This is a genomic window from Bradyrhizobium sp. LTSP849 (genome assembly GCF_000938255.1).
Classification (GTDB): Bacteria; Pseudomonadota; Alphaproteobacteria; order Rhizobiales; family Xanthobacteraceae; genus Bradyrhizobium.
On the sequence record NZ_JYMR01000050.1, the window covers coordinates 145,785 to 166,546 of the forward strand.

General features: G+C 57.8%; 15 protein-coding genes. 13 read left to right on the plus strand and 2 right to left on the minus strand.

Translation table 11 applies throughout. The features are described from left to right. The first annotated feature begins 20 nt into the window (after window positions 1-20). The 10 genes from UB31_RS28280 to UB31_RS28325 all read left to right on the plus strand — a co-directional run bounded on the left by UB31_RS28280 (window position 21) and on the right by UB31_RS28325 (window position 13,615). Window positions 21-1,016 carry an NAD(P)H-dependent flavin oxidoreductase gene (locus UB31_RS28280; protein WP_045013240.1) on the plus strand — a complete coding sequence of 332 codons (996 nt, stop codon included), beginning with the start codon at window positions 21-23 and terminating at the stop codon, window positions 1,014-1,016. Further along, window positions 1,013-2,014, plus strand: a complete 1,002-nt coding sequence (locus tag UB31_RS28285) for an NAD(P)H-dependent flavin oxidoreductase (protein WP_045013241.1) — start codon at window positions 1,013-1,015, stop codon at window positions 2,012-2,014. Before UB31_RS28280 ends, UB31_RS28285 begins: the two co-directional genes overlap by 4 nt. Before the next feature lies 1 nt (window position 2,015). Next, entirely contained in the window at window positions 2,016-3,569 is a 1,554-nt protein-coding gene (locus UB31_RS28290) for an AMP-binding protein (RefSeq protein WP_050044859.1), read from the plus strand. A gap of 65 nt (window positions 3,570-3,634) precedes the next feature. Beyond that, window positions 3,635-4,831 carry an ABC transporter substrate-binding protein gene (locus tag UB31_RS28295; RefSeq protein WP_245306093.1) on the plus strand — a complete coding sequence of 399 codons (1,197 nt, stop codon included), beginning with the start codon at window positions 3,635-3,637 and terminating at the stop codon, window positions 4,829-4,831. 208 nt (window positions 4,832-5,039) lie between these two features. Then, window positions 5,040-6,440, plus strand: coding sequence for an MFS transporter (locus UB31_RS28300; RefSeq protein WP_197090867.1), 1,401 nt, complete (start codon window positions 5,040-5,042; stop codon window positions 6,438-6,440). A gap of 93 nt (window positions 6,441-6,533) precedes the next feature. Next, entirely contained in the window at window positions 6,534-7,679 is a 1,146-nt protein-coding gene (locus tag UB31_RS28305; RefSeq protein WP_045013245.1) for an acyl-CoA dehydrogenase family protein, read from the plus strand. A 35-nt stretch (window positions 7,680-7,714) separates the two neighbouring features. After that, window positions 7,715-8,905 carry a CaiB/BaiF CoA transferase family protein gene (locus UB31_RS28310; RefSeq protein ID WP_045013246.1) on the plus strand — a complete coding sequence of 397 codons (1,191 nt, stop codon included), beginning with the start codon at window positions 7,715-7,717 and terminating at the stop codon, window positions 8,903-8,905. A 339-nt stretch (window positions 8,906-9,244) separates the two neighbouring features. Beyond that, on the plus strand, window positions 9,245-10,588 hold the full coding sequence (locus tag UB31_RS28315) for an MFS transporter (RefSeq protein WP_045013247.1): 1,344 nt from the start codon (window positions 9,245-9,247) through the stop codon (window positions 10,586-10,588). Window positions 10,589-10,653: 65 nt separating this feature from the next. Then, the gene (locus UB31_RS28320) at window positions 10,654-12,792 is read left to right on the plus strand and encodes an acetate--CoA ligase family protein (RefSeq protein ID WP_045013248.1); all 2,139 of its coding nucleotides are present in this window, start codon (window positions 10,654-10,656) and stop codon (window positions 12,790-12,792) included. Window positions 12,793-12,808: 16 nt separating this feature from the next. Next, complete coding sequence (locus tag UB31_RS28325) at window positions 12,809-13,615, plus strand: crotonase/enoyl-CoA hydratase family protein (RefSeq protein ID WP_045013249.1); 807 nt, start codon at window positions 12,809-12,811, stop codon at window positions 13,613-13,615. 275 nt (window positions 13,616-13,890) lie between these two features. Here UB31_RS28325 and UB31_RS28330 read toward each other — a convergent pair whose 3' ends face one another. After that, window positions 13,891-15,375 carry an FAD-dependent oxidoreductase gene (locus tag UB31_RS28330; protein ID WP_045013250.1) on the minus strand — a complete coding sequence of 495 codons (1,485 nt, stop codon included), beginning with the start codon at window positions 15,373-15,375 and terminating at the stop codon, window positions 13,891-13,893. Window positions 15,376-15,479: 104 nt separating this feature from the next. Beyond that, window positions 15,480-16,475, minus strand: a complete 996-nt coding sequence (locus UB31_RS28335; RefSeq protein WP_156175594.1) for a Bug family tripartite tricarboxylate transporter substrate binding protein — start codon at window positions 16,473-16,475, stop codon at window positions 15,480-15,482. A 603-nt stretch (window positions 16,476-17,078) separates the two neighbouring features. Here UB31_RS28335 and UB31_RS28345 point away from each other — a divergent pair. Genes UB31_RS28345 through UB31_RS28355 form a run of 3 tightly spaced genes read left to right on the plus strand, consistent with a single transcriptional unit; the run spans window position 17,079 to window position 20,680 of the window. Then, complete coding sequence (locus UB31_RS28345; protein WP_045013252.1) at window positions 17,079-17,948, plus strand: fumarylacetoacetate hydrolase family protein; 870 nt, start codon at window positions 17,079-17,081, stop codon at window positions 17,946-17,948. Next, window positions 17,945-18,964, plus strand: coding sequence for a cupin domain-containing protein (locus UB31_RS28350; RefSeq protein WP_045013253.1), 1,020 nt, complete (start codon window positions 17,945-17,947; stop codon window positions 18,962-18,964). The genes UB31_RS28345 and UB31_RS28350 overlap by 4 nt, the downstream gene beginning before the upstream one ends. 18 nt (window positions 18,965-18,982) lie before the next feature. Continuing rightward, on the plus strand, window positions 18,983-20,680 hold the full coding sequence (locus UB31_RS28355; RefSeq protein WP_197090868.1) for an FAD-dependent oxidoreductase: 1,698 nt from the start codon (window positions 18,983-18,985) through the stop codon (window positions 20,678-20,680). Window positions 20,681-20,762 lie beyond the last annotated feature (82 nt).

Genomic DNA, 20,762 nt, shown 5'->3' on the forward strand with positions numbered 1-20,762 from the left:
TTGATGCAAAGGAACTCCCGATGTCTCTTCCCGAGCTTCTCCATGGTCGGCTGTCGCTTCCCGTTGTTGCTTCGCCGCTGTTCATCGTGTCCGGCCCCGAACTGGTGGCCGCACAATGCAAAGCGGGAATCGTGGGATCATTCCCGGCCTTGAATGCGAGGCCTGCCGAAATGCTCGACGACTGGCTGGTTCGGATCAAGGAAGAGGTTACAGAATACGCCCTCCAAAACCCACTTCTGCCGGTCGCGCCGTTCGCGGTAAACCAGATTTGCCATCCCTCCAATGATCGCCTGGAAGTGGACATGGCGGTCTGTGTGCGGCATCGCGTCCCGATCGTCATCACGAGCCTTCAACTGCCGCAGTGGATCGTCGATGCCACGCATTCCTATGGCGGGCTGGTGTTTCACGACGTCACCAACATCCAGCACGCCCGTCGGGCAGCGGCGATGGGCGTCGATGGTCTCATCCTGGTCTGTGCCGGGGCGGGCGGCCATGCCGGCACCCATTCGCCTTTCGCGCTGTTGCGAGAAATTCGCCAGTGGTTCGACAAGACCGTTCTTCTGTCGGGCGCAATTTCCGATGGTCACGGCATCGCGTCGGCGCAAATGCTGGGTGCGGACATGGCCTATATCGGAACGCGATTCATCGCCACCGAAGAAGCGAATGCAACGTCCGTCCATAAGCAGATGTTGATCGATCATGCAGCGAGCGACATCGTCTACACCAATCTGATTACCGGCGTTCATGGCAACTATCTGGGGCCCTCGCTGGTCGCCGCCGGGCTCGATCCGGCCAATCTGCCTCAGTCCGACAAATCGAAGATGAATTTCGGCTCGGGCGGCAACACCAAAGCGAAAGCCTGGAAGGATATCTGGAGCGCGGGGCAGGGCATCGGCGGCATCAAGGATGCCCCGGCGGTGGCGCGGGTCGTTGCGACCATGCGGGAGGATTACGACAAGGCGGTCGCGAGTTTCGGTCACAAGTATCCCGCGCCCGCGCCGAACGTTCGGGCATGATGACTTCATTTTCCGATATCAAACCCCGGCTGAAGATACCTCTGATCTCAGCGCCGATGTATCGTGTGTCAGGTCTGGACCTCGTCATTGCGGCTTGCCGTGCCGGTGTAGTCGGCTCGTTTCCCAGCACAAACTGTCGAACGCCTCACGAGTTCGACCAATGGATCCGCATCATAAAGTCGGCACTGCGGCCGCAGGATGCGCCGTTCTGCCCCAATCTGATCATTCGCCGAGAGTCGCTGTGGGCTGATGTTGCTGCCGTGGTGCGTCATCGGTGCGAGATGGTGATCACAAGCGTGGGGGCCCCCGACGCGGTAGTCGGGCCGCTACATGAAGCCGGATGCCTGTTATTTGCGGATGTTGCGTCGGTCCGCCACGCGAGAAAGGCCATCGCCGCCGGCGTCGATGGCCTGGTCCTGTTCTCCGCGGACAGGGGCCGGCAGACCGGCTGGGCCAACGGCGTTGCCTTTGTTAGCGCCGTGCGATCGTTCTACGACGGGCCCATCGTGCTGGCCGGAGGGATTCCGGACGGAAGCGCGGTATTTGCCGCTGAGGTATTGGGTTGCGACCTTTGCTATATGGGAACGAAGTTCATTGCGACGATAGAGAGCATGGCGTCGGAGGAATATAAGGCCATGCTCGTATCCTCGCTGCTCGACGACGTTTTGTTGTCGAAAGCGCTTACCGGCCTTGAGACCAATACACTTATCCCATCAATTGTTGCGGCCGGTCTCGACAATAAAAATCTACCCACTGACATAAATGAGCGCGCCAACGAGCTTTACGGCCGCAACGCGACGTCCGGTGTCAAGCGCGGGCACGACGCCTGTAGCGCAGGACATTCGGTTTCGGGCGTTAGCTCAATCCCGACCGTACACGAATTGATCGGGCAGACATTCGAGGAATATGCCGCCGCGCGACAGGCAACCCGCCGCCTTCCTGAGAAAGGTCGTCCGGTGTCGTCGTCCCGAACACACTTCAATCAGGACGAGCTCTGACATGTCGATTCAAGCATTACCCACAATTTTTTCACTGACAGCGCGCGCGCTCACATTTTGCGGCGATCACATGGCTTTCAAGACCCGGACCGTACAATGGACCGGGACGGCGACGCTGGATTTCATCTCGCGCGCACAGCGGGTACTCGCGGGAAATGGAATAAAGACCGGCAGCAAGGTCGCACTGCTGACCGCCAATCGCGTCGATTCGTGGTGTTTTGGTGTCGCAGCGCAGGGACTTGGCGCTGCGGTCACATCGCTTCATTCAATGGGTTCCACCGACGCTCATCGCTTTCAGCTCGAGGATGCGGAAGTCTCGGTACTCATCCTCGACAGCACCAATTATCTCGCGCGGGGCGTAGAACTAGCGGAGTTGCTGCCTGGCATCATCATCCTCACGCTCGGCGAGGCGCCATACGGAAAGAACGCGCTCAAACTGGTCGAGAGCGCCGGCACTGCGCGGCTCGGAGACATTTCCTCACCGCAGGATATCGGAATGCTCAGCTACACGGGCGGCACGACCGGGCGGCCAAAGGGTGTCGCGCGCTCAAACGCCGGTTCGGTCGCGGTGACGCTCAGTGTGCTGGCAGAGTTCGAGCTGCCGCATAGGCCGCGCTATCTTGCAATTGCACCGATCAGCCATGTGAGCGGCACCAACGTGGTGCCGACGCTTTTGCGTGGTGGCACCGTCCATCTGCTCGAACGGTTCGACCCCGATGTATTGTTATCGACGATCGCGCGCGAGAAAATTAATTTCACGCTGATGGTTCCGACAATGATCTACGGTCTTCTCGATCATCCCACGCTTGAAAAACACGACGTGTCTTCGCTGGAACTGCTTCTCTATGGCGCCGCGGCGATGTCGCCGGGCCGCCTGCTGGAAGGCATAGAACGAATCGGGCCGATTTTCTCCCAGTTGTATGGCCAGACCGAATGTTATCCGATTGCCGTGCTGCGCAAGGGCGATCACGATCGGGCGCGGCCAAAATTGTTCGAGGCGTGTGGCTTCCCGACCGCGGCCTGTTCGATCCGGCTGCTTGACGACAACAACCAAGATGTTCCTCCCGGCGAGCCGGGTGAAATTTGCGTGCGCAGCCCGATGGTCATGAGTCACTACTGGCGTCAGCCGGAGCAGACCGAGTTGGCGCTCGCGGGTGGCTGGCTGCATACCGGCGACATCGCGCGTGCCGATGCTGAGGGCCGTCTCTATATCGTTGACCGCAAGAAGGACATGATCGTTTCGGGCGGCTTCAACATCTACCCACGCGAAGTCGAGGATGTCTTGGCCAGCCATCCGGGTGTCAGCATGGCTACCGTGATAGGCGTGCCTGATAAAAAATGGGGCGAAAGTGTTTTCGCGCTCATTGTCCGCAAGCCGGACAGCGACGTTAGCGAAGCCGAACTCGTCGCGCTCGTCAAAGAGCGCAAGGGAAGTTTGCACGCGCCGAAAGAAGTGTCCTTTGTCGCGCAACTTCCCATGACGGCCGTGGGCAAGATCGACAAGAAGGCGATACGGGCGTCGTTCTGGTCCGCGCACGGTCGCATGGTCGGATGACCCAGCACGCCTGCCACGTCAATGAAAAGAGACTGAAGGGATGAAGCATGAGACTTCGAGTGAAGATGGCGTCGCTTTTCGCAGCCATTTTGGTGGCACCGGCTGCATATGCGCAATCACCTGGTGTGACGCCGCAGCAGATCACGCTCGGGACCATCCTTCCCTTTAGTGGACCTGCGTCATCTTACAGTGTCAGCGGACAGGCCTCGATCGCCTATTTTGACAAGATCAATGCTGAGGGGGGCATTAACGGCCGCAAGATCAAGGTCATCTCGTATGATGACGCCTACAGTCCTTCGAAGACGGTAGAACAAGCCCGTAAGCTCATCGAGAGCGATGAGGTTTTGCTGCTGTACGGCACTTTCGGTACGCCCACCAATGTCGCGATCATGCGTTACATGAATGCCAAGAAGGTGCCGTTGCTTTTCGTCGTCAGCGGAGGGACGATCTTCGGCGACTATCGCAAGAGCCCCTGGACGATGGGCTTTCGGCCGAGCTATCAGAGCGAAGGGCAGATTTACGCGAAATATATTCTGAAAACGAAGCCCGACGCCAAAGTCGCGGTACTCTATCAGAACGACGATTTCGGAAAGGATCATCTCACGGGTCTCAAGGCCGGCCTCGAAGATAGGGCTTCCAGAATGATCGTCGCAGAGGCGCCCTACGAGACGGCCGAGCCAACGATCGACTCCCAGATCGTTAGACTAAAAGCATCAGGTGCCGATGTTTTCATCTTGTTCTCTTCGAATAAGTTCAGTGCGCAAGCTCTGCGTAAATCCGCCGAAATCGGCTGGGATGCCTTGAGGATCCTCGCTGGCGCGTCCTCGTCAGTGGGCGCTGTCATGAAGACCGCCGGATTCAGCAATGTTCAAGGCGTGGTTTCCGCGACGACGCAAAAGGATCCCGATGATCCGCAGTGGAGCGACGATGCCGGCGTCAAGCGCTGGCGCGAATTCATGGATAAATATTATCCGTCGGGTGATCGGCACGATCTGACTGTTGTGAGCGGATACAGTACCGCGCAGATACTCACCGGCATCTTAGGCGAATTAGGCCGAGATATCACGCGTGAACGCGTAATGGATGTCGCCTCAAATCTCCAGATCAACCAGCTCGACATGCTGTTGCCCGGCATCCAGCTGAAGACGTCTCCAACCGACCACTATCCGATCGAGCAGATGCAGCTTGTCAAATTTTCAGGCGAACACTGGGCGCTCTTTGGTGACATCATCGATGCAGGTAAAATCGCTATCGCTGATTAGAAATCCGTCGGGGCTCTCGAAAGTTAGAGTGTGAATAGCGACACCCGACCGAAAAGATACCGAACGTCATGCCAACGAAACCGGGCGTGATCACTGCCGAACGGCAGGCCGAGCGTTCCGCATAGCGGCAGACGGCGATTGACAGCGCTCGCCCATTAATCCATTTTGCGAATAATTAATTCGAAAATTGATGTCCAGGGAAATATCTATGAGTGACGCGATTGACGTTGGCCAAGTTGTTGATTCATCACGGGTCGGTGGTCTGCAGGCGAGGGTGTTCGTTCTCGCCGTCGCGGCCGCGCTCGTCGATGGATACGACACCCAGGCCATCACCTACACGCTGAGCTCTATGGCATCCGAGTGGAAGGTCAGACCCCAAGACTTCGCACCAGCCCTCACAATTGGCCTTGCCGGGCTCATGATAGGCGGGATGGTCATGGGGCAACTCGGAGACAAGTACGGTCGACGACCACTTGTGATCCTGTCTACGATCGTTTTTGGCGTGTGCACCTTTGCGATCGCCAGCGCCAGAAGCCTCGACGACCTGCTCTGGATTAGGTTCGTCGCCGGCATCGGGCTCGGTGGACTATTTCCTAATATCACGACGATTGTTGCCGACTACGCTCCGGAGGCGAAGCGGCGCACGGCGGTAATGGTCGTCATAGGCTCACTTGCGGCCGGCGCGTTCCTTGGGGGACTTCTCGCCAAAACAGTCATTCCAATGTTCGGATGGCGGGCTGTCTTTGAAATCGGCGGTGCGCTCAGTCTTTTGACGGCGTTGATCTGCTTCGCGCTGCTACCAGAATCGCCGACGTTTCTCGCCGCGCGGGACGGTCGAGATCCTCGCATCGGGCCGCTGCTGCTTCGCATAGCGCCACGTCTTTCTATTGGCCCCGAAACTCGCTTCGTCTCTCATTTGGGACAGGAGAAGCAAGCGTCCTTTTCTCGCTTGTTCGCCGCCGGACGAGCGCCCGTCACGATCCTTCTTTGGGTTGCGATGATAGCGCAACTGATCGTGGTTTATATTTTCAGCCTCTGGCTTCCTACTCTGGTGAAAGAGAACGGCAATCCAGTGGATGTCTCGCTGCTCGCATCCGCACTTTTCAGCCTGGGGGGGCTGGCAGGCTCTTTCCTCCTGGGCCCGATTTCGGAGCGGATTGGTCCCCACATAACCTTGGCGGCCAGCTACGCTCTAGTCGCTGCGATCAGCGTGGTTCTCTCCGGATCCGGAACGAATGTGCCGTTGCTCTACGCTGCGTCGTTTGCTGTCGGCATCGTTGCGTTCGGCACGTGGTCGGCCTTGAGCGCTTTAGTAGCGAAATTCTACCCTACTGAGATCCGTGCGACGGGAGGCGGTTACGCGCAGGGATTGGGACGCATCGGCTCAATGCTGAGCCCAATCATCGTCGGTTGGGCCCTGGCTGTCGGGTGGAAAGCCCATCAGGTTTTGTTGCTGCCAGTAGTGCCGGCTTGTCTGGCCGCGATCTGCGTCGTCATGATAGGCGTGCTTCGTAAATCTGCGATCGATGATGACAAGGGCGCTAGCCGCCATCTCGAATCCATGCCGATCAACACCCTATCCGCTGGACATAATTCGGGGCCTGGCTGAGCTCGTTAGAGTTCTGGGCGATGCGGTAGTCGCGAAGTCGTTGTTGAACCGAACCCCTGCGATGCATCGTTTGATCAAAAAAGGATCGCCTAAGTGAATGCCTACAACGAATATGCGGAGTTTCGTAGCGCCGTACAGAAGCTGGTGAGGCAGGAGGTTGCTCCGATCGCCGCGCAAATCGAAGACAACGACAGCTTCCCGGTCGAGCGGTTCCTCGAGTTGTTCGGCGATATGGGGCTCCTCCAGATCCTCGTCCCCGAGCAGTATGGTGGACCTGGCGGCAACATCATCATGAAATGCATCGCAAAGGAAGAGATCGCCAAATGCTCCGCGGCGATGGCCATCCTTGCGGGACAAAACTCGGCGGGCGCTGTCCTTCCATTGTTGCATGTGGCGAGCGAGGCCCAGCGTCAGCGTTTCTTGCCGGAGTTCGCCAAAGGGCGGTTACTTACGGCCTTGGCGATCACCGAACCGCATTGCGGATCGGATGTGCGGGCCATGCGAACCAGAGCGAGGCGCGACGGAAGCTCATACGTCATCAATGGCCAAAAGTGTTTCATCACGATGGGAAGCCTGGCGCATTATGTACTGGTTCTCGCAAAGACATCTGAAAGCACCGGGTATGACGGCATCAGCGCGTTTCTTGTCGATACCAAGACGCCCGGATTCAAAGTGGGAAAGCACGAGAGGACGATGGGCCTTCGAGGCATTCCGGACGTCGAACTCTTCTTCGAGGACATGCGGGTTTCCGAGGAGAACCGCATCGGCGAGGAAGGAGCGGCGTTCAAATCCATTATGCAGGTGCTGAACTTCAATCGGCCTGGCATTGGAGCGATTGCTCTCGGCATTGCTCAGGGAGCGCTGGATGTCTCTCTCGATTATGCAAAGCAGCGCAAGGCGTTCGGTCAGATCGTCGCGGACTTCCAGGGCATCCGATTCATGCTGGCCGATATGGCGCTGCAGATCGAGGCCGCGAGGGCGCTGCTCTACGAATGCGTCAGGAAAATCCATTCTGGTGAGTGCGGGGACCAGCTTGCGTATACCGCATCGCTGGCGAAATGCTTCGCCAGCGACATGGCGAACAAGGTGACTTCCGATGCCGTACAGATATTCGGAGGTGCCGGGTACATGAAAGACTATCCGGTCGAGCGAATGATGCGCGACGCAAAGGTAACGCAGATCTGGGAGGGTACCAATCAGATCCAGCGCGTCATCATATCCCGCCAACTCGTCGCGTAACAGGCGCCACGGACGGAATTGAGAGAAGAGGCGCCATGATTGACGGTAACAGAGAGTCCGCCAACGAATTGTTGGGCCAATTCAAGGTGCTGGACTTTTCTTCGGTAATGGCCGGTCCGTTCTGCACTCGCCTGATGGCGGACCTCGGTGCGGATGTCATCAAAGTCGAGACGTTCGAGGGCGACCAGATGCGGCACCGGCCGCCCGTCAGAGAGGGGGCCAGTTCATATTTTGCGAATTTGAATTGTGGCAAAAAGAGCATCGTACTGGATTTGAAGAGCGGGGAGGGGCGGCAGCTGGCGCGTGACCTTTCTAGGCGGGCAGATGTTGTGATCGAGAACTTTCGGCCAGGGGTGATGAAACGGTTGGGCCTGGGTTACGAGGAACTCTCCGCGTCCAATGCCCGGCTGGTCTATTGCTCGATTTCCGGGTTCGGACAAACCGGGCCGTACGCGGAACGCCCCGCATATGCGCCCGTGCTACATGCGGCAAGCGGCTTTGATGTCGCCAATTTCAACTACCAGGATGGTCTCGAGCGACCTCTGAATTGTGGGACATTCATCGCGGACGTACTGGGGGGAGTTTATGCGTTTTCGGCGATCCAGTCGGCGCTGTTGCACCGTGAAAAAAGCGGCGTTGGCCAAAGCATCGACGTGTCGATGATGGAGGCGATGCTCAGCATGCTGGTCTACGAAGTGCAGGAGGCACAGTTTCCGCAGGAAAAACGTCGCTTTTTATTCACGCCCTGTCGCGCGTCGGATGGATTTCTCATGATCGCCCCGACGAGCCAGCGCAATTTTGAGCAGTTCTGCGATGCAATCGACCAGCCCGACCTGAAACTTGATGTCCGTTTCACGAAACAACATATCAGGGAACAGCATTGGCCGGAGCTCATGGAAATTGTCGAGCAGTGGACTTCGACCAGAGCGGCCAAGGTCTGCGAGGAGCACTTTCTCAGTCACGGCGTGCCGTGCTCGCGTTATAATTCGGTCAGTGATCTGCTGGACGATCCGCAGGCTTTACATCGAGGAACGTTTGAGAAAGTCGAGGATGCTGCCGGGTCTTTCCGCGTTACCAACCCACCGTTTCGATTTTCCGGGGGCCGCGCATTGGCGCGCAATAAGATCGCGGCTCTAGGGGAAGACAGCGAGGCGGTCCTCCAATCGGAGCTCGGTCTCAGTGCCGACGATATACACAAGCTGCGCGAGGCCGGCATCGTCGGCTGATGCAAGGAAGCCCTGCCATGTTCCGATGATGTGGACGGTAGAAATCCCGACAGCGGGTAGACGACGCTTCGGCATTTTCGTTCTGGCGGACCTGCTGATGGGCAGATTCATCGCTCCGGGCAGCATTTGGAGCCAACTTGGCAAACACGCGCTTGACAAGATGCATCTTGTTCTCGATGACTAATGATCGGTGTCAAATAAGCAACTCGCGATGCAAATAATGAGAGTAAGCTTGTTTGCCGCCGATGGCCGCGGGAACCGCCGGCTCACTTAGAACAATATGTGACGATCGCTCACCACGAGTCGTTCAGTCGAAACGCAGGGTTTGGAACGGCCACGATGGGCAACGTACGTGAAGTGAAGGTGGCTACGGAATTTTCCGCGGACGAGGATGCAGTTGTCCGCAAAGTTTACCGGCGGCTGGTGTGGTTTCTGATCCTGCTTTTCATCTGCTCATATCTTGATCGCATCAATATCAGCTTCGCTGCTCTGGCGATGAACAGGGACCTCAATCTCACGGCGACGATGTTTGGGCTGGCGAGCAGCATCTTTTATGTTGCGTACATCGCCGCGGAAATCCCCAGCAATATGATGATGCCGAGGTTCGGTGCCCGGATATGGATACCCCGGATCATGATTACCTGGGGCCTGGCGTCCGCCGCGACGATGTTTGCGACCGGTCCCTACAGCCTCTATGCCTTGCGCGCGTTGACCGGTCTGGCCGAGGCTGGGTTCATGCCGGGCATCCTGCTCTACCTGACATATTGGTTTCCCTCTTCCTATCGCGCGCGTGCCACCGCTTTTTTCATCATGGCGCAGCCGATTACCATCATGTTCGGCTCATCCTTGTCCGGACTGATTCTCGATATGCACGGCTTCCTCGGCCTAGCCGGGTGGAAATGGCTGTTCCTGCTCGAAGGATTGCCCGCAGTCGTCCTCGGCGTCATCGCCTATTTCTATCTTGCCGACCGGCCCGAAACTGCGAAATGGTTGTCGCCGTGCGAGCGAGAGGTGTTGCTACGGGCGCTCGCACGTGACGAGACAAATATCCAAAAATCGCGTTCGGTCGCTTCGCAAGGCGGGATTTTCCGCGAGCTCATGAGCCTGCCGGTTCTGCTCCTTGCATTTACATATCTTGGTCTCGTCGTGTCATTGATCACGAACTCGACGTGGGTGCCGCAGATCGTGCGCGCTGTTGTGCGTGATGGAAGTTTCGCAACCATCGGATTGATCGCGGCAATTCCACCGTTCGCGGCCATCTTGACAATGTCGTTCTGGGGAAAGCATTCCGATCGCCATCGGGAACGGCGATGGCACATCGTGCTTCCCATGAGTCTTGCAGCCTTGGGCTGGCTCTGCGTCGCACTGCTCGATAATCCGACCGGTAGGCTCATCGGGTTAGTGTTCTGCGCAGTTGGAACATTTTCCGCCCAAGGAATTTTCTGGACGTTGCCCGCAACTTTCCTGTCCACCGAGGCGAGGCCGATTGGCATCGCGATGATCAACACCATCGGAATGCTTGGTACGACGGTCGGTCCGATCGCCGTCGGCTGGCTCAAGGACTACACCGGGACTTTTGCTGCCGGTCTCGTCTTTGTCGCCGGCAGCATCTTGCTTGGCACCGTCTGCGTATTCGCAATACCAAGAGCGAGGAAAGGCATCTTGCAACCAGCCGCAGTCTAGGAAGCGCGCTGTAGCTGTTGCCAGTTCTAGTTTTGGAAAAGAAATCAGGAGAGTAACTCGTGGGAATGTCCGGACCTAGCGACCTGCAAGGCACCAGCCGCAACGCGGTGCTGAAGCGCATGATGCAGCCGAAGTCTGTCGCGATCATCGGCATGTCGACCAAGCCCAATACCGTCGGGCATCTGGTTCTTCAAAACATCCGGGCGAATGGGTTCACCGGCGACATCCACCTGGTTGGCCGCAGTGCCGGCGAAGTCGACGGTCTTTCGATTCATGCAGACATCGCTGATCTTCCGGAACATCTGGACGTTGCAGTGCTGTCTGTGCCGGCGGCCGGTGTGAGCGAGGCGCTTCAAGGTTGCATTTCGCGCAAGGTAGGCTCAGCTGTCGTCTTTGCGGGCGGCTTCGCGGAACTCGGCGATAAAGAGCGCGGCGAGCAAGAAAAGATCGGACAGTTGGCCCGTGACAGCGGGATCGGCGTTATTGGTCCCAACTGCCTCGGCTACAACAACTACGTCAACGGCTTTTTGGTTAGCTTCACGGGCGTCACCAAACTTCCTCGTGTCGCACCCGGTACCAGCGACGGTGTGGCTTTGGTTGCCCAGAGTGGCGGTCTTGTCGGTCATTTACGATTGGCGCTGCTGTCACGCTCAGTGGCTGTGACCTATTCGATTGCAACTGGAAATGAGGCGGATCTCGGACTTGGGGATTTCGTTCGCTATCTCATCCACGACGAGGCCACTCGGGTCATCACGATCTACGCTGAATCGGTGCGCCATGCGGGATCCTTCCTGCAGGCGGCGCAGGAAGCGCGTGCACATGGCAAGCCAATCGTCATGTTGCACACCGGGCGTGGAGTGCGTGCACAGGAGGCGGCAAAATCCCACACCGGCGCTCTCGCCGGTAACTATGCCGTCATGCGTTCCAAAGTGGAACGCGCCGGCGTTATCCTCGTCGAAACCATGGATGAACTCCTGGACGTCAGCGAAATCCTGTCACGCTATCCGAAACCGCAAAAGGGAGGGCTCGGGATCGTGTCCTTCTCAGGCGCATTCTGCAGCATCGCCCATGATATCTGCGAAGACCTTGGTGTTGAGGTACCATCACTGTCTCCTGAGATTGAAGCGGCACTCAAGCCGCAGGTTCCGGCCTTTATTCCACCGAAGAATCCGCTTGATCTGGGGACGCAGCCGCTTTGGCAGCCCGAACTTGTCCAGATCGGCGTCGAGGCGTTGCTGAGTGATCCGGCGATCGGAGGCGTGGCGATTTCGATTCCGCCCGCGGCTCCGGCCAACGCCAACACGTTTATCCAAAAGATCGTTGCCGCCAAAAGCAAGAGCGACAAGCCTGTCATGCTTGCGATGCTGGGTGACTCCTCGACGCTGCCGCCGGAGTTCATGGACACCGCACGCGAGAACAAGGTCGTATTGTCGCGTTCCTCGGATCGGACACTGCGAGCAATGGCCAAGGTCGTTGCTTACGGCAATCATTCTGACCTGGCTCCGACGCCTCGGGCGATCCCGTTCGACGAGATGCACGGGATGACTTCGGGAACGCAACCCGAATGGCTTGGGAAAAAGGTACTCAGCGCGGCAGGGATATCGGTGCCGCAGGGCGATCTAGCCACGACAGTGGAACAAGCGCTCGAGATCGCAAACCGGATCGGCTTTCCGGTCGTGCTCAAGGCTCAAGCTGGCGCTCTCGCTCACAAGACCGAAGCGGGGGGCGTCATCCTGAATCTTGAGGATAGCGATAATGTCCGCGTCGCCTGGAAAGACCTGCACGATAACGTTCAGCGCGCGAAACCTGGTCTGCAGCTCGACGGCGTCCTCGTCGAGACCATGTCGCCGCGCGGCCTCGAACTCGTTGTCGGTGCGCGACGAGATCCGCAATGGGGGACGGTGGTGCTTGTCGGACTCGGCGGAGTGCTGGTCGAGGCTCTACAGGACGTACGATTGCTTGCGCCCGATGCGACGGAATCCGAAATTCTCTGCGAGCTTGATAAATTGAAGACGGCGAAGCTGCTTTATGGTTTTCGCAACATTCCGCCCGTGGACCGCGAGGCCGTTGCAAAGGCCGCGATGGCAATCGGACGCTTGATGCTGACGCATCCGGAAATCGCTGAGATCGATGTCAACCCTTTGATGGTCTACGGGAAGGGGCAGGGAGCGGTCGCTCTCGATGCGCTCGTCGTGACGAACTAAGAGGGAGGCAACACGAATGTCCACGGGATTGATCACATACGACGTCGAAGGGAAGGTCGCCCTCATCGGCCTCAATCGGGCTGACAAGCGCAACGCCATTAGCGAAGCTGTCATTACTGAACTTCGCGACGCCGTGCTTCGAGCCGGAGACGAAGCTGATGCCGGCGTTTTGTTCGGGCATGGTCAGAATTTTTCGGCCGGCCTTGATTTGGCAGAGTTAGCCGAGCGAATAGCGCCAGAAGCTCAGCGTCCGCGCAAGCGGCGCCCGCACTCCTGGCACACGACTTTCGATCTAATCTCGCGGGGCACGATTCCCTTCGTTGCGGCTGTGCAAGGTGCCGTGATTGGGGGAGGGCTAGAGCTCGCGGCAGCCGCACATATCCGCGTTGCCGACGACACCGCTTTTTTTGGGTTGCCGGAAGGTCAGCGCGGAATTTTCGTGGGCGGAGGCGGCTCGGTTCGGATTCAACGGATCGTCGGATATGAGACCATGGCAGACATGATGCTGACGGGACGGCTGTTGTCGGCCGAGGAAGGGCGGCAGGCAAAACTCGTCCAGTATATCGTGACGCAAGGCGAAGCGCTCGCGAAGGCCAAGGAGCTCGCCGGGAAGATCGCGCAGAACGTGCCCCAGACGAACTGGCAGATTACCAACGTGCTTCCACGCATCAACGACATGTCGCACGACGATGGATTGTTCATGGAATATATGAATTCCGCGATGACCAAACCCCCGGAATCGCTGGACCGGCTGCGCGCATTCCTCGACAAGCGAGCCGCTCCGCTGGACAAGCCGAAGGGCGGAAATCTGTCGTCAAAATGATGGCTGGACCATTCGAATGAAAAAGATCGAACGCGCTCCTGGATTGAGGGGGCTGTTTCTCCCGCTTCGCGGAGCCGAGCGCCCGGGCCTGCCGTCATCATCACGCCCCCGATTGCGGGCATCGACGATTACATTCTGCGTGTGGCGATCGTTTCGTCGCAAACGCAGGGACGTGCTCTCCAGCCAGGAAGAGACGATAAGCGCTCTGCAATAAGTCAAGCCGCAAGCATTTTTTCAACCGGCCTAGCTAGCCAAATTACCCTCTATCCGCTTTGCTAGCTGTCGTACGGCGTTTCGCCCGAAGCATTCTGACCAGCGATGCGTCCGAATACCAAGCATTCCGTGAGGTTCCCCGCACCATCATAGAGCGGTCCCCAGATCGAGCCAAGTTCGCCAGCTGCATATAGCCGGGGTATTGGGTTGTTGTTGGGATCGATGACTCGGGCCCTTGCGTCGCGTTTCGGCCCGCCTTGGGTATTGACCATCACGGGATGCAAGGGAATCGCATAATATGGAGGCCTAAGCAGTTCAAGCGAGGTGGGCTCCCTGTCGAATACGGAATCTTTTCCAGTCTCACACGCGGTGTTGTAGGTGTAGAAGGTGTGCTTGAGGGTTTCTGAACGAAGGCCAAGCCGTTCTGCCAAAAGATCAAGTGTTGCGGCCTTGACGATCCAGCCTCTATCAATCTCGGCCTGATTGTCCGCGCTCCATTGATATTTATCCCGATTGTATCCAGCGATCGACCAGGTTAGCGGTCCTGCTTTCAGAGTCCTCTCGTTGAAGATCGCCCAACTCGGGATACGCGGATATTCGATGTTAACCGGATCGAAATGGGAAAAGACGCGATCGAAGTCATGCAACTCGATTGCGGTCTCATCTATGTAGCGTTCTCCGTACTTATCTACATAGATGAAGCCGGGAGCGCGGAAGAAAATGCAGAACGCCGCATCATATTCAGCGGCTTTGTAGCCAATCAACGTTGCAGTCTGCGCCATGTGCCAAAGGTCGGCGCCGACAAGTTGAGCCATTTTCACACCATCTCCCGTGTTTCCCGGGCTACCAGCGAACATGATGGGTTTGGACGCCACGAAGTTATTCAGCAGTTCAGGCGCATTTTCAAATCCGCCACATGTTAGAACCACCGCGCGATTGGCGGAAATTCTTCGGAGTTGTCCGTTGTGCTCGACAACTGCTCCGACAATTGCGCCATCCGCAGCGCGTGTCAGTTCGCGCGCTCTGCAACTCAGCTGGATCTCGATACCTCGCTTGCTCACATTGCGCGATAGAAAATCCCACATGCGAAGGGCGGGTGGTAATTCCGCCGGCCCCTTGGCGATGCGGATATCGAACATCTTGCGGGATGGCGCGATCTTTGGAAAGGCAGGACCTTCGACGACACCTGGAAATGTATTCGCCAACGCGCTGATACGAGGCACCAATTCACCACCAAGCGCAGAAAACCATTTTTCGAGTTGTTCTGAACCCTGGGCATAGGCCTCGAAGACATCGTACGGTGTCATGCCAAGGTTTAGACGGTCGAGATATTGGGCGAATGCAGCGGAGGCGCGGGGGCGAACGACGCCAAAATTGCCCGCGCTATAGCACGAATTGCCACCTGCTCTCGGCATCTTCTCAACAATCACGACCTTCGCGCCGCAATCGTGAGCAGTAATTGCAGCTACGGCTCCTGCAAAGCCGTAGCCGATGACCAGGACATCAGTCTCCATATGCGGTATCGACATTTCAGGAGAAGCATTCATTCGGGTGTTTCTGGAGAGCCGCCACAAATACTCGATCGGTCAATTGTTTCAGTCGTATGTTGGTTCGCTTTCGCAAGCGCTCTGATAGAGAAACTTGGTGAGACCTAGTTTCCAGAGACGTTGGCCTCTTCAATTGCCACTCGCCACTTGGCCCGGTCAGCTGCGACCGTCGCTTCCATTTGGCTTGGCGTCATTCTGACGACCTGAAGGCCCAATTCAGCGTATTGATTGACGATGTCTTGATCTTGTAGTGCTTCATTTACGGACTGATTGAGCTTTTCCACGAGTGCAGATGATGTATTCGGCGGCGCGAACAATCCAAACCAGGTGGTTAGGACGAGGCCCCTGTAGCCCGCCTCCTCGAAAGTCGGGACATCCGGTAAGGAGGGAGAGCGCTCCCTGGAGCCGACGGCCAAAACGCGCATTTTACCCTCTCGAACGAACGGCAAAGTAGAAGACATACTGTCAATATAAAACTGAGCGTCGCCCGAGAGCACAGCCAGCAGTGCCGGCGACGCGCCGTTATAGGGAATATGAACAGGTCCAGTTATGCCGGCGGCCTTCATGAGCAAGAGGGTGCCGATATGAGCGTTTCCGCCGATGCCATTCGAGGCATAACCGATTTTTTCCGCGTTGGCATTTACGTACGAGACAAACTCTTTCATGTCCCGGGCGGGAAAATCAGCCCGTACCGTCAATACGAGCGGCGCGACCGCCAAGAGAGCAATTGAGCGAAACCTTTCGGGCTCATATGCGATGGACTTCTGAATGAACTGATTGACGATAATCGGGGAGCTGGGTGAACTTAGAAGAGTGTACCCGTCCGGTTGCGCACGGTAGACAAAGGTCGAACCAATTGATCCCGATGCCCCCGGTCGATTTTCGACTATCACAGCGCGGTTCATCCGCTGATGAAGTTTTTCGCCGATCTTCCTTGTAATCGAATCGGCTATACCGCCTGCTTGGTACGGCACAGTGATCGAAACATTGCGACGCGGATAGCTGTCAGCATCGGACTGTGCCTGAGCCTGGCTCAAGAGTGATGCCGCCAGGAACACAGTCGCTGAAATCGTTTGAATGATGGATCGATTTGCACTCACTGCGTTCCTCCGGTTGTTGGTGCCTCTTCGGGAAACTCTAGGTCATGCCGCGCCGAGGTACCATTATTTGCGATGAAAATATACTATTTGCAAAATGCGATAACGTCGGGATTAAGTCAATTTACGTGCACGCGGGCAATGCAGGCCGCTCTAGCCGCTAGGCAGCGGGCCTATCGGGCAACCTTCGTGGGACGTGGGTGACTATCTGCGCTCGGACGGAGTCGTGACGCAGGTCTTAACCGCCTCAGACAGCGATCGTAATTTCTGTGGAAGTGCCCCATCCTGGCTGGCTCCGGTGCTTTCACCGCCGTCACAGTCGAAGGCTCGACTTGACAACGAGCGTTGGTCGGCAGATATTGCAAATAGGATATTCACCAAGCAAATAGAGCTGGCAAGGGATGCTGCAAGGGATGTTCCGGACCCGCCTGAATCGGCTGTTAGATCTGGACTGGGTCTCGATGACGATGGCCGTGGCGTACGGGTCCGACGGCTTCGTCATCGTCAGACATGCAGAAGACTGGCCGTTGGCGAGTTTCCTTCCCAGGCTTTCCGCCGATGAAACGAGCGCCTCGCGCTACGAGACAACCTCAGAGTAGGATAATCATGAAGCTTGTTAGGTTCGGCGGAGGCCGCATCGGTGTATTGCAGGACGGCAAGGTTTACGACGCGACGGATGCGGTCGGGGCGGATCCGAAAGCTTGGCCGCCGACCGGCATGGTTCAGCTTATCGCGAATTACGAGGCGCTCCGACCCAAGCTTGAACAGGCTCTGAAGGGCGAAGGCAGGCCGGTAGACAGCGTCGGCCTGGAGGCTCCGCTGGTCTGGCCGCATAAGCTCCTGGCCTACCCCGTCAACTACCTTGCGCACGGTCACGAGATGAACTCGAAGAATCGCGCCAATATTAACGGCTTTTTTCTGAAGTCGAATTCCTCGATCAGCGGCCCGCGGGATCCAATCGTTCTGCCGGACGTGCCGTCGCGGGAGATCCATCACGAGTGCGAGTTGGGTCTGATTATCGGGAAGAGAGGGCGCCACATCGCGCTCGCCGACGCGCTGGATTACGTCTTCGGATACTGTTGCTTGATTGATTGCACGGTGCGCGGCCAGGAGGAACGTGTGATGCGAAAATCGTATGACACGTTCACGCCGATCGGCCCTGCAATCGTCACCAAGGACGAGGTAGGTGACGCCTCCAGCCTGGGCATGAAATTGTGGGTGAATGATCAACTCAAGCAGGATGCCAACACCAAGGATCTGCTGGTCGACATTCCGAACATGATCACTCTTGCAGCGTCGGTTCTGACGCTGGAGCCCGGGGACATCATCGCTACCGGTACGCCGGCTGGCGTCGGCCCGATTCGGGCCGGAGATACCGTCAAAATCGAGATCGAGCGCGTGGGGCGGATGGAGATCCCGGTCGTGCAGGGAGAGGGTGGATTCAATCTCGCGATCAAGAAGGAGAAAACGCAATGAACAGAATGGTCTCCTCACCGGCAAGTCTCTCCAAGGCGCCGGATCTCGAAACTCTCTACCAGATGCTGGCGCCGCTATCGGTCGGCGCGGGCTGGGCGAAGCCGACGCCGTCGCTTTGGCCGGCTCCGCACAAGACGTTTCTTCCCGCTCACTGGTCCTATGAGCAGGGCAAGGCTGCGCTCGACGCCGCAGGCCGGTTGATCGACACCAAGCTGGCCGAGCGGCGCAATCTCATTCTCGCCAACCCTCTGGAGGGCAACACCTACGCCACCGCACGTACATTGATCGCGGCCTATCAGATGATTCTTCCTGGCGAAAAGGCGCGGTCGCACCGGCACACGCCGAATGCGCTCCGCCTGATCGTCGATGCTGAACCGGGTACCTATACGGTGGTCGACGGCGAGAAGTTGCCGATGTTGCCGGGCGATGTGCTGTTGACGCCGAACTGGCGCTGGCACGGTCATGGCAACGATGGTGCGGCGGCGGCTTACTGGATCGACTTCCTCGACGCTCCGTTGATTCAGTTGCTGGAGCCGATGTTCCTGGAGCAGCATCCTGATACGTACGAGCCGATCAAAGGCAGCGTGTCGAACTCACCGATGTGGTTCCCCTGGACGGAAACGCAGAAGCGACTGGCAGCAACAAGCAAGACGCCTGCGGCTGCTTATGCCACGTCGATCGCGCTCGGCGATCCAGCCATGGAGACGATCGGTCTTGCCATGATGGAGCTGGCGCCGGCGATTTCAACTCAGACGCTTCGCACGACGGTGAATAATGTCTACGCCGTGGTCGAAGGCGCCGGCGAGAGCGAAATCGACGAGCAAAAGATCGAGTGGAACCGAGGAGATGTCTTCGTGGCTCCTTCTTGGCGGCCGCATTCGCACCGCTCGGAGCGCGGCGCGGTGCTGTTGCGTGTCAGCGACGAGCCGGTGATGTCTAAGCTCAATCTACTCCGCGCCCAGGTCAAGTCCGAGGCGGGGGCGGACTGGGAATGGGTCGCGGCGAAGTCGAAATAGTCTGTTGGGGTGATTGTCGTGACCTTCCGAACTCAGATTTTAATCGTCGGCGCTGGCCCGATCGGACTTGCGCTTGCAGGCGATCTTGCATGGCGTGGAATTTCCTGCACGCTGATCGAACGTACGGACGGCAGCATCACTCAGCCGAAGATGGATCTGATCGGGCCGCGGACGATGGAGTTCTGTCGCCGTTGGGGCATCGCCGACCAGGTTCGCGACTGCCCTTACAATCCCGACCAGCCACAGGACAACGTCTGGCTTGAAAGTTTCACCGGATACGAGTTCGGACGTGAGCCCTTTCCGGCGCCACGAGACGCCAAACCGCCAGCGCAAAGTCCCGTCAGACGGGAACGATGTCCGCAGGATATGTTCGATCCCATTCTCAAGAAATGGGTTGAAGGCTTGCCGCAGGCGACGTTGCGGTATCACACTGAATTACTGAGCTTCACCGAAAAGGTGGATGGCGTAACCGCCAAGTTACGCAACGCAGCCGGGCAAGAAGAGACGGTCGAGGCTGACTATTTGGTGGGAACGGATGGCGGAGCCAGTATCGTTCGTCAGTCGCTCGGCATCGAAATGACCGGTAAACCGGCGCTCACCTACACGACCAACGTCATCTTCAAGTGCAACAATTTCTGGCAGCTGCACGACAAGAAGAAAGGCTACCGATTCATCTTCATCGGTCCGGAAGGGACCTGGAGCACACTCGTTGCGATTGACGGCCACGATCGCTTCAGGTTCTCTGTGGTGGGCGACGAGACGAAGCGTACGCTTTCGGAAGCCGATGTTCGCGCGCTCATCGTGCGCGCCATGGGCAAGGAATTCGACTTCGAGGTCCTGTCGATCGTGCCGTGGGTCCGCCGGGAGTTGGTGGCGGACAGCTACGGCACGAACCGCGTTTTCATTGCCGGCGACGCCGCTCACTTGAATTCACCGACCGGGGCGTTTGGTATGAATACCGGGATGCAAGATTCCGTCGATCTCGGGTGGAAGCTCGCGGCAATGATTGAGGGCTGGGGAGGGCAGCATCTGCTCGCCTCCTATGAGCCGGAGCGGCGGCCGGTTGCGCTACGAAATGTTGAGGAGGCCAGCGAAAACCTTCGTCGTATGCTCTCGCCTCGCCTTAAGCTGTCGCCGGCGGTATTCGCGACGGGTGCTGCCGGAGACGTTGCTCGGAGAGAATTCGGCGATGCCTACACCGAAATGATGAAGCGAGAGTGGTTCACCTTGCACATTCATCTCGGGTACATCTATGAGGACTCGCCGATCATCTGGCCGGATGGGACGCCTGCTCCTGACGATCCTGTCACGACATATACCCAGACGGCGCGTCCGGGCTCTCGCGCGCCACATGTCTGGCTGTCGTCCGACCGCTCCACGCTCGATCTGTTCGGCCGGGAATTTGTGCTGCTGAAGTTCGACACCGGATTACATGTATCGCCATTTGTGCGGGCGGCGGAGCAGCGGAATGTGCCGCTCAAGGTCGTCGATTTGCGACGTCCCGAAGTCAAAAGTTGCTACGGCAGCAAGTTGGTGCTGGTGCGGCCGGACGGCTTTGTGTGCTGGCGCTCAGACAAAGTTCCGGCAAATCCTCTCGGGATAATCGATCGAGTTCGCGGCGAAGTCACCGCTCAGGTCCGCAAAAATCCGTCCCTACAGAAACGAGCCGGTGAAACGTTGATTGACACACTCGCGGGTATCGCGGATTCGTCCTGACAGCCACGTGAGGTAAAAGGCGCTGGTTCAGGCCGCAGGTGACACGAGCCGCGAGCCATCCGGGTGCAGTGGCGCGTCAAGC

Coding starts and splice junctions, on each gene's coding strand:
- UB31_RS28345 (WP_045013252.1), top strand. CDS start 17,079: ATGAAGCTTGTTAGGTTCGGCGGAGGCCGCATCGGTGTATTGCAGGAC.
- UB31_RS28300 (WP_197090867.1), top strand. CDS start 5,040: ATGAGTGACGCGATTGACGTTGGCCAAGTTGTTGATTCATCACGGGTC.
- UB31_RS28295 (WP_245306093.1), top strand. CDS start 3,635: ATGGCGTCGCTTTTCGCAGCCATTTTGGTGGCACCGGCTGCATATGCG.
- UB31_RS28290 (WP_050044859.1), top strand. CDS start 2,016: ATGTCGATTCAAGCATTACCCACAATTTTTTCACTGACAGCGCGCGCG.
- UB31_RS28315 (WP_045013247.1), top strand. CDS start 9,245: ATGGGCAACGTACGTGAAGTGAAGGTGGCTACGGAATTTTCCGCGGAC.
- UB31_RS28280 (WP_045013240.1), top strand. CDS start 21: ATGTCTCTTCCCGAGCTTCTCCATGGTCGGCTGTCGCTTCCCGTTGTT.
- UB31_RS28325 (WP_045013249.1), top strand. CDS start 12,809: ATGTCCACGGGATTGATCACATACGACGTCGAAGGGAAGGTCGCCCTC.
- UB31_RS28330 (WP_045013250.1), bottom strand. CDS start 15,375: ATGAATGCTTCTCCTGAAATGTCGATACCGCATATGGAGACTGATGTC.
- UB31_RS28350 (WP_045013253.1), top strand. CDS start 17,945: ATGAACAGAATGGTCTCCTCACCGGCAAGTCTCTCCAAGGCGCCGGAT.
- UB31_RS28310 (WP_045013246.1), top strand. CDS start 7,715: ATGATTGACGGTAACAGAGAGTCCGCCAACGAATTGTTGGGCCAATTC.
- UB31_RS28285 (WP_045013241.1), top strand. CDS start 1,013: ATGATGACTTCATTTTCCGATATCAAACCCCGGCTGAAGATACCTCTG.
- UB31_RS28320 (WP_045013248.1), top strand. CDS start 10,654: ATGTCCGGACCTAGCGACCTGCAAGGCACCAGCCGCAACGCGGTGCTG.